Raw genomic sequence first — 12,254 nt, 5'->3', positions numbered from 1 at the left:
GTCCTCCCGAGAGGAACACCATTGCGAGTCGCCAGAACCGCCGTCGCCGCGGTCGCGGTCGTCGCCGTCTCCACAGCCCTGACGAGCTGCGGCAGCCTCGACGGCACCTCGGGCAGCGACCTCCGGTCGGGTGCCCTCACCGCCGTGCAGATGGCGACGATCGCCCGGATCACCGGCCCGCAGAACCCGGGCAGCCAGATCGGCATGGCCCTGTGCGAGGGGCTGACCAGGATCGACGACGCCGGCAAGGTCCACATGGACGCGGCGGAGAGCGTCACCAGCTCCGACCGGGTCACCTGGACGATCAAGGTCGCGCCGGGCCGGACCTTCTCCGACGGCACGCCGGTCACCGCGAAGACCTGGGTCGACTCCTTCAACTTCACCGCGCTCGGGTCCCACGCGATGGCCAGTAACTTCGCCTACGCGCACGTGGCGGGCTATCCGGCGCTGAATCCCGCCAAGGGGAAGGCGAAGAGGACCACCTTGTCCGGCCTGAAGGTGACCGGCAAGGACACCTTCACCCTGACGATGGACGCCCCCAACAACGACCTGCCGTACATGCTGGCGACTCTGCCGTTCTGCCCCATGCCGGAGTCGGCGTTCAAGAACCCGATCGCTTACGACAAGAAGCCGGTCACCAACGGTCCCTACGTCCTCACCAAGCTGAAACCGCAGTTCGAGGCCGTCGTGGAGCGGCGGAAGGACTACAAGGGCTGGATACCCGAGGGGGCGGCGGACAAGATCACCTTCCGGGTCTACAACGACGCCAACACCGCCTACCAGGACGTGGTCGCCGGGAACACCGCCGTCCTGCGCAGCCTGCCACCGGGCCTGATCGCCCAGGGCAGGAACGCGCTCGGCGCCAAGGCCCTGACCCCCGTTCCCAGGAACACGCTGGAGACCTACATCACCTGGCCGACCTACCTGGACAAGAAGTACCCCAAGGAGGTCCGGGAGGCGTTCTCGATGATCATCGACCGCGACGCCATCTCCAAGAACCTCTTCCTCGGCTCCAGTCAGGCAGCCCGCTCGCTGATGCCGAACTCGGTGTCCGCCTACCGCCCCGACCCCTGCGGCACGACCTGCTCCTACGACCCCGCCGCCGCCAGGAAACTGCTCGACAAGTCGGGGTTCAGGGGCACCATCCCGCTCCTCTACGACTCCACGGACACCACCTTCGCCGAGGCGGCGCTGGCCATCTCCAACGAGGCGAAGAGGATCGGGCTGAAGGTCGAGCCGCAGCCCAGGCCGACGGCCGCGCTCGGCGCGGACACCAACAACTACGCCCTGGACGGGCCCAGCCTCGCCCTGTGGGGCTCGTCCTTCCCGAGCGCGTCGGAGTGGGTGGCCTCCATCATGGTCGACGCCAACTACCGCCTGAAATACACGAATCCGACGGCCTCCTCCGAGGTCGCCAAGGCGTGGGCCGCCAGAAGCCCGGCGGAGGCCGACCGGCACTGGCGGGCGGCGGAGAGCTCCATCCTTTCCGACCAGGTCATCCAGCCCCTGTACTACCAGGTGATGTACATCGCGCACGACCCGTGCCTCAAGCCGCACTCCGCCGGCGGCGACATGCAGATCTACCGGACCCAGATCACTTGTGGAACGGGCCACTGACCCCCGCGCCGGGGGCGAGGGCCGCAGCGGGCCGCCGCACCCGGTCGCGCCCCGGCGACGGACGACGGCCACCGAGCAACACAACGAGGAGTCATCGCACATGGTTGACGCACGTATCGGCATCATCGGCTTCGGGCTCAGGTCGAGCCTGTGGCGGTATGCCCACAACCCGGGGAACGGCTCGCGGGTGGTCGCCGTGTGCGACACCGACGAACGCGGTCGCGCCGACGCGGCGGAGAAGATCGGCGACGGCGTCCGGGTGACCGCCGCAATCGACGAGTTGCTGGCCATGGACCTCGACGCGGTGATGGTCCTGACGCCCGACCACCTGCACGCCGAGCACGCGGTGCGGACGCTGGAAGCGGGGGTGCCGACCTTCCTGGAGAAGCCGATGGCGATCACCGTCGCGAGCGCGGACCTGATCCTGGAGACGGCGTACCGCACCGGGACCCGTCTCTACATCGGGCACAACATGCGGCACATGCCGGTGATCAGGGCCATGCGCGACGCGGTCCTCGCCGGCCGGATCGGAGAGGTCAAGGCCGTCTGGTGCCGCCACTTCGTCTCCACGGGTGGCGATTTCTACTTCAAGGACTGGCACGCCGACCGCACCAAGTCCACCGGGCTCCTGCTCCAGAAGGGCGCCCACGACATCGACGTCATCCACTGGCTGGCCGGTGGCTACACGACGACCGTCTCGGCCGTCGGGGCGCTGAGCGTCTACGGCGACATCACCGACCGGCGGGACAATTCCGACCGCCGGATGTGGGACTGGTACGACAAGGAGAACTGGCCGCCCACCGCCCAGCGGGAAATGGCCCCGCAGGTCGACGTCGAGGACATCTCGATGGCCAACCTGGTGCTGGACAACGGCGTACTCGCCTCCTACCAGCAGTGCCACTTCACGCCCGACTACTGGCGCAACTACACCATCATCGGCACCGAGGGCCGACTGGAGAACTTCGGCGACGACGACGCCGCGACGGTCAAGCTCTGGAACAAGCGCTCCGACTCCTATCAGGGCGAGGCCGACGAGATCATCGAGGTGCCGCCTGCCGAGGGCGGCCACGGCGGGGCCGACCCGCTGCTGATCTCCGAGTTCGTCCGTTTCGCCCTCACGGGCGGCCCGACGATGACGTCCCCGGTCGCCGCGCGGCAGTCGGTGGCGGCCGGTGTCGCCGGAACGCGGTCTATCCGCAGCGGGGGAGGAGTGGTCCCGGTCCCGCCTCTCCGCCCGGAGATCGAGGCGTACTTCCACGGTGACCAGGTGAGGAAGGCGGTCGAGGCCGAGCCCACGGTGAGCTGAGCCACCCGGCGGGGCGTGTCGGCGCGGGGGTCGGCGTCCACCGGATCGGCGTCGGGAGCGATCTCCCTCGCCCTGGACGACGGCACGATGACCGAGGTGACCGCGCCGACGTGATCGCCGGGGCCAGCGGTTGTGCTGACGGCTTCAACGACGCCCCACGATCCGCACCGCACGGACCGAAGTACGGACGCGGGCCCGGAGGTTGGCGGTGCGGGGGGTGCGGGTGGTGCGGGTGGTGCGACTGCCGATGGCCAGGTGGCCGTCGGCAGTCGCGGCGTCCTGCTCAGCGGTGAGTGGCGGATACCGCCGCGTGCGCCTCGGCCCGCAGAACTTCGGCGTCGGGCTGTTCGCTCGCCCAGGCGACATGGCCGTCGGGGCGGACGAGCGCGGCACGCACGGTGGACCAGGCGGGGCGCGGGTCGGGCCGGTGTGTGGTGTGCGTGATGACGTGCGGGGAGGGCGGCGCCGGGGTGCCGGTGAAGTCCAGCAGGACGTGGCGGCCGGTGCGGAGCAGCGTGAAGAGGTCCGTGCTGTCGGAGAGTTCGAGGTTGGGCGCGCGGTGGCCGGTCAGGGGGTGGTGGGGTGCGGGGGCCGGGTAGTGGACGGCCAGCGCGGAGAGCCGTTCGGCCAGGCTCCGGGAGAACTCGGGGACGGTGGCGATGAGTTGGCTGAGCAGTGCGCGCAGGTCCTGCCCCTCCGCCGAGTAGGCGTTCATGAGTGCCGTCTGGGCGCGGGTGCTGAGCAGCAGGTCGGCGCCGACCGGGTGGCGTTCGGTGTGGTAGCTGTCCAGGAGTCCGGTGGGGGCGGTGCCCGCGACTGTGGCGGCCAGTTTCCAGCCGAGGTTCATGGCGTCCTGGACGCCGACGTTGAGGCCCACGCCTCCGGCCGGGTAGTGCATGTGCGCCGCGTCGCCCGCGAGCAGGACGCGGCCCCTGCGGTACTCGGCGGCCTGGCGGGTGGCGTTGCCGAACCGGGAGAGCCAGCTCGGGTCACGCATGCCGAAGTCGGTGCCCGCGATCCGGGTCACCTTGGCGCGCAGCGCGTCGAGGGTGAGTTCGCCGGGGTGGCCCGCGCCGGTGCTGTCCGGGTCGCCGCCGACGATCCGGTGGATGCCGCCCGGCATCGGGACCACCATGACGCCGCCTGTCGGGCCCGACACGGCGGACACCGCTGCCTGTGGCGGGTTGTCCAGGACGACGTCGCCCAGGAAGCCCCAGGTGGTGGCGTCGTCGCCGGGAAAGTCGATGCCCGCCGCTTCGCGCACGGTGCTTCGGGTGCCGTCGCAGCCGACGACGTAACCGGCGCGCAGTGTGTACGGGCCGTCGGGGCCGCTTGCCTCGACGCTCACCCCGTCCTCGTCCTGGACGAGTCCGGTCACGTGGTGCCCGCGCCGGATTGTGGCTCCGGTCGCCACCGCGTGCTCCTCCAGCAGCTCCTCGGTGCGGGCCTGCGGCAGGGCGAGTGTGAAGGGAAAGGGGGTGTCGAGGGCCTCGAAGTCCATCCGGTCGTCGAGCCCGCCGAAGTGGCCGCTGGGGATGCGCCGCCCCTCCGCGAGGAAGGGCTCCTGCACGCCCCGGGTGGCCAGGACCTCCAGGGTGCGCGGGTGGAGGGTGAGGGCCTTGGAGTGGGAATCCTGCTCGCGACGGGTTTCCAGGACGGTGACGGGTGTGCCGCCCAGCCGCAGTTCGGCGGCCAGCCACAGCCCGGTGGGGCCGCCCCCTGAGATGACTACGTGTTCGTGTTCCATGGCAGCTCCTCGAAAGAGCCTTGGTCGGTGACCAAGGTGTGACGCGTCCAGTAGACTGGGTCAGTGACCAAGAAGCAAGCGGAGGATCTCGCCCGGACCCGGCTCGACCCCGCGACGGTGGTGCGGACGGCCCTGGAACTGCTGGACGAGAAAGGTGCGGACGGGCTCTCGATCCGGGGCATCGCGGACCGGCTCGGCGTCCGGATGAACACAGTCCTCTGGCACGCCAAGACCAAGGCACGGCTGCTGGAGTTGATGGCGGACGCGATCGTGGCCGGGGCGCCGGTGGACGGGCTGCCCGAGCCCTGGGAGCCACGGGTCCGCGAACTCTTCCGCCGCTACCGCCGCGCCCTGCTGGCCCACCGGGACGGGGCCAGGATCGTGGCCGGTACGTACGCCGCGGAACCCGCCACACTCCGCTTCGCCGACCTCATGACCGAGGCGCTGCTGGCCGGCGGGCTGACGGAGCGCGAGGCGGTCTGGACCGGCTGGAGCCTTGTTTACTTCACCCTGGGGCTGGCCCAGGAGGAACAGGCGCAGCCCGACGTGAGGGGCCCGGCGTTCGTACGACGGCTGGAATCGGGCGAGTACCCCTCACTCTCCCGGGCCGCCCCCTACTTCGAGGACACCTCCTTCGACGAGCGCTTCGACTACGGGCTCTCCCGCATCCTGGGGGTGTGAAACGGAAGGGCGCTCAAGCTCGTTCCGTGTCTGTCCGCGTGGCCTTGCGGTCGATCCGACGCCGATCGTGTGCGGGGTGGGGAAGGCGGGTCCAGGTGTTCCCTCGACCGGGGTGTGCTCACGCGGCGGTCCGCCGTGTGGACGCGGCGGCGGGCATTCGCCCGTTGACGGGTCCGGTCCGTGGCGACCGGGAACGCGCGCGGGACGGGGCATGGCGTGGAGGGCCCGGCCGGCACATCCCCGTTTCGCGCCCGGCGTGTCTCTCGTCACGCGGGCTCGCGGGGTACCCGGGGGGCTACCCGGCTGCGGCGAGTCGCCGGGTGAGGCCGGCCTTCACCTGGGGCACTTCGCCGTACTCGGGGTCGTCGCTGTCGACGGGAAGCTGGTGGATGATCGCCGCCAGCCGTGGGGGGAGGCGCACGTCGAGCCCTTCGTGGCAGCGGTTGATGATGTCGGCGCGCACGTGCTCGGGCAGGAGCTTGTCCGCGGTGTCCGCGATCCTGGGTGCCTGCCCGCGTCCGGTGGCCAGGGCTTCGGCTGCCCGCCGCCACACCTCCGCATCGCGGAGCTCGGCCAGGCTGCGGTGCAGCAGGCTGAGGAGCGAGGCCGCGGTGTAGCTTCCGGCGCCGGCGGCGAACTGGAGCCAGAACTGACAGGCGTCGCGGTGGTCGGCGAGGTAGAGGAGCGCTCCGAAGACGAGAGCGCCTTCGGGGTGGATGTCCCCGTTGTTGACGAGCAGGTCGAGGGAAGCGGCGGCCGTCGGCATCGCAAGGACGAGCGCGGCCGCGAGGTCCATCTCGTGAGCGGCCTGTTCCTGATCGGAAGGCAGGAGAACCGGAGCCGACAGGAGCCGCTCCATCTCTCTTCCCTCTCCCGGATATGCCTGTTCGGGCAGGGGACGGGGGCTGCTGGTCACATTTCTCCCTGCCTGCCGTCGAGAATCCTGGCCAGCCGGTTGAGGGCCTGACTCGCGGTGGAGCGCACCGTGGTCTCGGTGGTGTTCAGGTAGTCGGCGATGTCCGCGTCCGGCAGGTTCAGGACGTACCGCAGGACGATCACATCATGGCGCCGCTCGGACAGCCGCCGGATCGCGGCGTACAGCTCCTCGTGGCTGCCGTGGCTCTCCGCGAGGTCGAGGGCGCGAACGGTGGCGCCGCGCACGCTCTCCACCCAGTCGGGAGCCGGAGTGGTATCGGCGCTCACCTGGTGTTCGGCCAGCGCCGCGACGATCTCCTCCTTCAGGAACCCCCAGGCGTGGAGCGCCGGGACCGCCTGCCGCATCAGCCAGCTCCATCGGAGCTGGACCCGTTCCCGGGTCCGGGCCACGACCTCACGTGCCATGCCCTCCTCGCGCAGCCGCGCGAGGGCGAACCCGCTCCAGGCCCGTTCGTGCGTTTCACAGAACGCGTCGAACGTCACGCGCAGACCCCGCACCATCCGGTCGCTCTCGTTCACAGCCCATCCTCTCCTGGTGACACCCGTGCAGGGCACCACCCGGTACAGGCGGCGGCGGGCGGGGCGGGAATCCGCAACGTCCGGCACCGCGGCCAACGGGGAACTGGCCGTCCCCACAGGCATATTGGAGCGCAGAATCATCCCCTTCGTTCACGTACCGCAGAGGTAATCAGCCAATCTCCGCGTTCGAACACCGGAGGACAACTGTGATCGATTTGTTCGAACCTGTTCGCGCGAAAAGCGATCACTTCTGATCGATGAGGGATGTGATGATGCGGTGACTTTTCCGGGGGTTGAATGTCGGGCCGCCGGTGTGGGCATAGTGCTGGTGGTTGCGCCAGGGTTCGCCAGCACGCGCCACCCCGACGCAGCCCCGTCGCGCCGCCGCAGCGGCGCGCGGGCCGGTGACTGAGGGGGAGCAAGTGGCTGAGGGCACCAACCATGCCGACACGGAGCTGGACGTAGAGGTCACCCTGGACATTCACGTGCCGCATTCGGCACGGATGTACGACTACTTCCTCGGCGGGACGACGAATTTCCCTCCGGACAGGGAGGCGGCGGGCCGTGCGCTGGCCGTCTTCCCGTACGCCCGGACCGCCGCCCGCGCCAACCGCGGATTCATGCGCCGGGCGACCCGCTACCTCGCCGAACACGGTTACACGCAGTTCCTCGACATCGGCACCGGCATCCCCACCTCGCCCAACCTCCACGAGGTCGCCCAAGAGGTGAACCCCCGCGCGCGCGTGGTCTACGCGGACAACGACCCCATCGTCCTGCTGCACGCCGAAGCCCTGCTCCGGGGCTCATCGCAGGGGCGCACCGCCTACGCGCAGGCGGACGTCGGCGATCCCGAGGCCGTGCTGAAGGCCGCCGCCGAGACCCTCGACTTCACCCAGCCGGTCGCGCTCAGCATGAACGCCTTGCTGCACTTCGTCCCTGACCGCGCCCATCAGCTCTGCGAGACCTTCAAGGCGGTGCTCCCCCGGGGCAGCGCCCTGGTGATCAGCCACCTCACAGGTGACTTCGCGCCCCAGGAGACCGCCCATCTCACGCAGGTCTACACGTCGGCCGGAACGCCGACGCGCGCTCTCGACCGCGCCACCTTCACGCGCTTCTTCGACGGCTGGGACCTGCTCGATCCCGGCGTCACCTCCACCCCCCGCTGGCGCCCTTCCGCCGCGGACGAACCGCTCACGGATCCGGAGGCCTCGTGCTACGGGGCGGTCGCCCAACGCCCCTGATCTACTGGCAAGTCTGCCAGCCGAGAACCCGGTTTGTTGAAGCGGCCGCGAACTTTTACGCGTGAGCGCGAGGGCGACCTCGTGAGGGGTGCCGACGCCTTCTTGGACGGGAGTGGGGCGGAGCGTGAGGGGCGGCGGTGGAGCGTGTCGCGGGTGGTGCGGGAGCGGTCGCGGCCCGCACCACCTCACGGCCGACGCGCTCCCGTCGCCGCACACGCGGCCCGCTGGGGAAGGGATCTCCCTCGCGATCACGCGCCCCGGGGAATAGTGGTCCGGGTGCTCATGAGCGGGATATCCCTTGGTGGGTTCACGTGCGGCGGAGGGAAACCCGGGCACTCGTGGGGTGCCGGGTCGCCCCCGCGACGTGCCGGTCAGCCCCGCGTCGTGCACGTCTCCGCCTCCGTACGAGATGGCGCCTCCGCCTCCGCCTCCGCCTCCGCCTCCGCCGCCGCCTCCACCGCCTCTGCCGACGCGGGGCGGTCGCGCAGTACCGCCGTTGCCACCACGAGGGCTGTCAGGACCAGGGCGGCGCCCACCCGGAACGCGAGTTGGTAGCCCTCGGTGAGTGCGGTCGGCTCGGTGGTGCCCTCGGCGCGGAGTGTGCGCGTGTGGGAGGCGGCGAGGGTGGAGAGGACGGCGAGACCGAGGGCCGCGCCGATCTGCTGGACCGAGTTGAACATCCCGGAGGCGAGGCCCGCATCGCTCGGGGTCGCCCCCGACATCGCGAGTCCGGCGAGCGAGGGCATCGCGAGCCCGAAGCCCACGCCGAGCGGAACGGTGGCGGGGAAGACGTCGGTCAGGTACGCGCCGTTCGCGCTGACCTGGCCGAGCAGCGCGAGGCCGGCGGCGATGAGGACGAGCGCCGCGGCGAGCATCCGGCGGGCGCCGATCCGGGCGATGAGGCGCGGCGCGACGAAGAGCGACATCGCCCCGATGAGCAGCGAGACGGGCGTGACGCCCAGCCCCGTGCGGATCTCGTCGAAGCCGAGAACGCGCTGCATGTACAGCACCGCGAGGAACTGGAAGCCGAACATCCCCGAGATCAGGAGCAGATGCGTGCCCAGGGCCCCCGACACATTGCGGAAGCGGAACATGCGGGGCGGCAGGAGCGGATCGGTGCCACGGGCCTGCCGGACGAGGAACGCCGCGAGCAGGACGAGGGCGCCGAGCCCGCAGCCGAGGGTGCGCGAGGAGCCGAAGCCGTGATCGCCGCTCTCCACGATCGCGTAGACGGCGGTCATCAGCGCGGCCGTCACGAGGATCGCGCCCGGCGCGTCCAGGCTGCGCCCCGTGCGCGTCGTCTCCTCGATGCCCAGCTCGCGCCGTGCCAGCAGGAGCACCACGAGACCGATCGGCACGTTGACGATGAAGATCCAGTGCCAGCCGACGAGTTGGGTGAGTGCTCCGCCCAGCAGCAGCCCCAGTGTGCCGCCCGCCGATTGCACGAAGCTGTAGACGCCGAGCGCCTTCGCCCGCTCCTTCGGCCCGGAGTAGAGCGTGACGACCATCGCGAGGGTCACGGAGGAGGCGACCGCGCCGCCCACCCCCTGGAGGAACCGGAAGGCGAGGAGCGTCCCCGCGTTCGGCGCGAGGCCGCACAGCAGGGAGGCGAGGGTGAACAGGGCGAGCCCCGCGAGGAACACCCGGCGGCGGCCGAAGAGATCGCCGAGGCGCCCCGAGAGGAGCAGCAGCCCGGCGAAGGGGATGAGGTACGCGTTGACCACCCAGGCCAGGGCCGGGGCCGACATGGCCAGGTTCTCCTGTATCGCGGGCAGGGCCACGTTCACGATGGTGCCGTCGAGTATCACCATCAGTTGCCCGACGCACAGCACGGCCAGTACCAGCCGACGTGACATGGCGCCCGCCTCCGGGGACGCGGCTGCAGAAAACACAGAACTCCCTTTCATGGGTGCGTGTTTGTTACGGGAGCCATCATGTGTAACCATGGCGCCCGCCGTAAGGAGGCACTTTTATGTCCCAGGGGCACACGGATGTGACGGACCAGGCCGAGACGGTGAACCCCGCGTGCCCGGTGGCCGAGGTCCTCGACCGCGTCGCCGGGAAGTGGGCCGTCGGCATCCTCGTCGCCGCCGCCAAGGGCCCCGTGCGTTTCACGGAGTTGGAGCGTCAGGTCGAGGGGGTCAGCCGCCGTATGCTCACCCTCAATCTGCGCAAGCTGGAGCGCGAGGGCCTGCTCGTGCGCACCGTCCACCCGACCGTGCCGCCCCGCGTCGAGTACGCGTGCACGCCGATGGCGCTGGAACTGTACGAGACGCTGCTCTCCCTCGTGAGCTGGGCCGAACGGCACGCCGTGGACATCGCGCACGCGCACCTCGTCTACGACACCGAGCACGCCGCCCCGGCGGAATCCCCCGAGCGCGCCTCGCGTTCTAGGGTCCCCGCCACGAAGTAGGCGCGGTCCGGCGCCTGGCGAGAGGAGAAGTGCGGGGCGCGGAACGACCCACGGTGGCCCGTGAGGTCGCCGGTCCGCCGGACACCGTCCAGGAGGTCATGCGGCCACCGCGACCGTCCCGCCTGACACCGGCACTCCCGAAACAAACGCGACCGGCGCCGGTTCGCGGCAACCGGCGCCGGTGCATCGGCTGTTCGGGCCTGCGGGGTGCGGAGCCGGTCAGCCCGGCAGCGTCCACCGCTGGTTCGTCGCGCCCGAGCAGGTCCACAGTTGGAGGCGGGTGCCGTTGGCCGTGCTCTTGTTCGTGGCGTCGAGGCACTTGCCCGACTGCGGGTTGACCAGGGAGCCGTTGGCGCCGGTGCGCCAGGTCTGCGAGCCCGTGCCGTTGCAGTCGTAGAGCTGGACGGTCGTGCCGTTGGCGGTTCCGGCGGCGGTCACGTCGAGGCACTTGCCGAGGGCGCGGAGCGAGCCGTCAGCGGCCACCTGCCACGTCTGGGCGCCGGTGCCGTTGCAGTCGTAGAGCTGCACGGCCGCGCCGTTGGCGCTCGACGCGCCCGCGACGTCGACGCACTTGCCGCCGTTGCCGACGATCGCGCCCGAGGCGCCGCCGCCCGGCGGGTTCGAGGGCCCCGGGGCGCCGCCGAGCCACCGCAGGCCCTGGAGCAGGAACGTGTTCTGCCGCGCGCTCGCGAAGGTCGAGGAGAGGCGGGTGTTGGTGCTGTAGTTCATCGCGTTGTGGCCGAAGTTGTTGTAGATCATGCGGTAGTCGCGGTTGGTCCACGAGATCGGGTAATACCCGCTGTACCAGGTCTGGTTGGGGTCCGTGCCGATCGGGAACGTGGACGGGTCCATCGCGGCGAGGATGTCGATCGCCGGGTTCTGCCGCAGGTCGTTCTGCCAGCTGTACCACTCGCTCACCGACGAGGTGATCGTCGCGGGGAGACCGGCGGTGGCCGCGTGCCCCGCGTCCTCGATGCGCAGTGTCTCCTGGGTCGGTCCCCAGGTGTTGCCGCGGAAGGCCCCGGTGCCGAGGAAGGTGTTGTGGTACCAGGGCCAGTCGCCCGGGTCCGTGGTGAACGCCGAGACGTGGAAGCCCATCCAGCCGCCGCCGTTGTCCATGAAAGTCTTGAACGCGGCCTGCTGCGAGGCGGTGTGGGGGTAGTTGTCGAGGAAGATCACCACCTGGTACTTCGCCAGGTTGGCCGTGTTGAGCTGCCCCCAGTCGGAGGTCGAGGTGTAGGTGAAGCCGTTCGCCGCGCCCTGCTGCGGGAACCAGGCGTTCGCCTCGTGGACGAAGTCGATGTGCGCGGCGTCGTAGGTGCCGTCGTAGAACGCGAGCACCTTGAAGGGCTCGGCGGCGCGGGCGTCGGGGGCCGGGAGGGTCTGGAAGCCGAGGACCACGGCGAACAGCGCGAGCAGACCGACCAGGAGACGTCTCGGGAACGCGGCCGTACGGGTGGGGGTCATGGGGGAAGTACCTCCTGTGCGGGGCGAGTTGGGGGTGCGGAGCCCCGCATCAGGATTCAAGGGTTGAAGGCGTGTGCACGTCAATAAGCGCGTCGGTGTGAGTCCGGACCAGTCGCGGGATGGCTTGCCGGTCGCGCCCCGGGGCGGGAACGACCCCTCGCTCCCGCCCCGCGGGCCCCCGTACCCGCTCAAGCGCACGGCCGCGCTCCTCGCCACCGTGCCCGTCGCCGTCCTCTTCTTCGTCTTCCAACGCCACTTCGTGCGCGGCGCCCACGCGGGCGCGGTCAAGCAGTGACCCGCCGCTGAGTACGCGCCGCCCCCTCGCCC

11 protein-coding genes are annotated in these 12,254 nt (G+C 70.6%); 6 read left to right on the top strand and 5 right to left on the bottom strand.

Features of this window, described 5'->3' with window-relative positions; genetic code table 11:
- The first annotated feature begins 21 nt into the window (after window positions 1–21).
- Entirely contained in the window at window positions 22–1,617 is a 1,596-nt protein-coding gene (locus STTU_RS03065) for a peptide ABC transporter substrate-binding protein (RefSeq protein WP_007819736.1), read from the top strand.
- Window positions 1,618–1,717: 100 nt separating this feature from the next.
- Entirely contained in the window at window positions 1,718–2,923 is a 1,206-nt protein-coding gene (locus STTU_RS03060; RefSeq protein WP_007819734.1) for a Gfo/Idh/MocA family protein, read from the top strand.
- Between the two features lie 283 nt (window positions 2,924–3,206).
- Here the strand turns inward: STTU_RS03060 and STTU_RS03055 are convergent, their stop codons facing one another.
- Window positions 3,207–4,670 carry an FAD-dependent monooxygenase gene (locus tag STTU_RS03055; protein WP_007819732.1) on the bottom strand — a complete coding sequence of 488 codons (1,464 nt, stop codon included), beginning with the start codon at window positions 4,668–4,670 and terminating at the stop codon, window positions 3,207–3,209.
- Window positions 4,671–4,733: 63 nt separating this feature from the next.
- On the opposite strand from STTU_RS03055, the gene STTU_RS03050 reads away from it, so the two are divergent.
- The gene (locus STTU_RS03050; protein ID WP_007819728.1) at window positions 4,734–5,351 is read left to right on the top strand and encodes a TetR/AcrR family transcriptional regulator C-terminal domain-containing protein; all 618 of its coding nucleotides are present in this window, start codon (window positions 4,734–4,736) and stop codon (window positions 5,349–5,351) included.
- 295 nt (window positions 5,352–5,646) lie between these two features.
- On the opposite strand, the gene STTU_RS03045 is transcribed toward STTU_RS03050, so the two are convergent.
- Window positions 5,647–6,267, bottom strand: a complete 621-nt coding sequence (locus STTU_RS03045; protein WP_234019124.1) for a hypothetical protein — start codon at window positions 6,265–6,267, stop codon at window positions 5,647–5,649.
- A complete protein-coding gene (locus STTU_RS03040) occupies window positions 6,264–6,806 on the bottom strand; it encodes an RNA polymerase sigma factor (RefSeq protein ID WP_007819726.1) in 543 nt (180 codons plus the stop codon). The genes STTU_RS03045 and STTU_RS03040 overlap by 4 nt, the downstream gene beginning before the upstream one ends.
- A gap of 422 nt (window positions 6,807–7,228) precedes the next feature.
- Here STTU_RS03040 and STTU_RS03035 point away from each other — a divergent pair, with 422 nt between their 5' ends.
- A complete protein-coding gene (locus STTU_RS03035) occupies window positions 7,229–8,047 on the top strand; it encodes an SAM-dependent methyltransferase (RefSeq protein ID WP_007819725.1) in 819 nt (272 codons plus the stop codon).
- Between the two features lie 371 nt (window positions 8,048–8,418).
- Here STTU_RS03035 and STTU_RS03030 read toward each other — a convergent pair whose 3' ends face one another.
- Window positions 8,419–9,903 carry a DHA2 family efflux MFS transporter permease subunit gene (locus tag STTU_RS03030; protein WP_007819724.1) on the bottom strand — a complete coding sequence of 495 codons (1,485 nt, stop codon included), beginning with the start codon at window positions 9,901–9,903 and terminating at the stop codon, window positions 8,419–8,421.
- 116 nt (window positions 9,904–10,019) lie between these two features.
- On the opposite strand from STTU_RS03030, the gene STTU_RS03025 reads away from it, so the two are divergent.
- Window positions 10,020–10,460 (top strand): winged helix-turn-helix transcriptional regulator, encoded by a 441-nt coding sequence (locus STTU_RS03025; RefSeq protein WP_043253929.1) that lies wholly within the window; start codon window positions 10,020–10,022, stop codon window positions 10,458–10,460.
- Between the two features lie 219 nt (window positions 10,461–10,679).
- Here STTU_RS03025 and STTU_RS03020 read toward each other — a convergent pair whose 3' ends face one another.
- Window positions 10,680–11,927 (bottom strand): ThuA domain-containing protein, encoded by a 1,248-nt coding sequence (locus STTU_RS03020; protein ID WP_007819721.1) that lies wholly within the window; start codon window positions 11,925–11,927, stop codon window positions 10,680–10,682.
- Window positions 11,928–12,024: 97 nt separating this feature from the next.
- On the opposite strand from STTU_RS03020, the gene STTU_RS35175 reads away from it, so the two are divergent.
- The gene (locus tag STTU_RS35175; RefSeq protein ID WP_234019123.1) at window positions 12,025–12,222 is read left to right on the top strand and encodes a hypothetical protein; all 198 of its coding nucleotides are present in this window, start codon (window positions 12,025–12,027) and stop codon (window positions 12,220–12,222) included.
- Window positions 12,223–12,254 lie beyond the last annotated feature (32 nt).

This window comes from Streptomyces sp. Tu6071 (genome assembly GCF_000213055.1).
GTDB lineage: Bacteria > Actinomycetota > Actinomycetes > Streptomycetales > Streptomycetaceae > Streptomyces > Streptomyces evansiae.
This window is presented reverse-complemented; position numbering and strand designations above follow the sequence as displayed.

Bases quoted from the DNA above. Each gene is read 5' to 3' on its own strand.
- STTU_RS03060 (WP_007819734.1), top strand. From the start codon at position 1,718: ATGGTTGACGCACGTATCGGCATCATCGGCTTCGGGCTCAGGTCGAGC.
- STTU_RS03055 (WP_007819732.1), bottom strand. From the start codon at position 4,670: ATGGAACACGAACACGTAGTCATCTCAGGGGGCGGCCCCACCGGGCTG.
- STTU_RS03030 (WP_007819724.1), bottom strand. From the start codon at position 9,903: ATGTCACGTCGGCTGGTACTGGCCGTGCTGTGCGTCGGGCAACTGATG.
- STTU_RS03025 (WP_043253929.1), top strand. From the start codon at position 10,020: ATGTCCCAGGGGCACACGGATGTGACGGACCAGGCCGAGACGGTGAAC.
- STTU_RS03020 (WP_007819721.1), bottom strand. From the start codon at position 11,927: ATGACCCCCACCCGTACGGCCGCGTTCCCGAGACGTCTCCTGGTCGGT.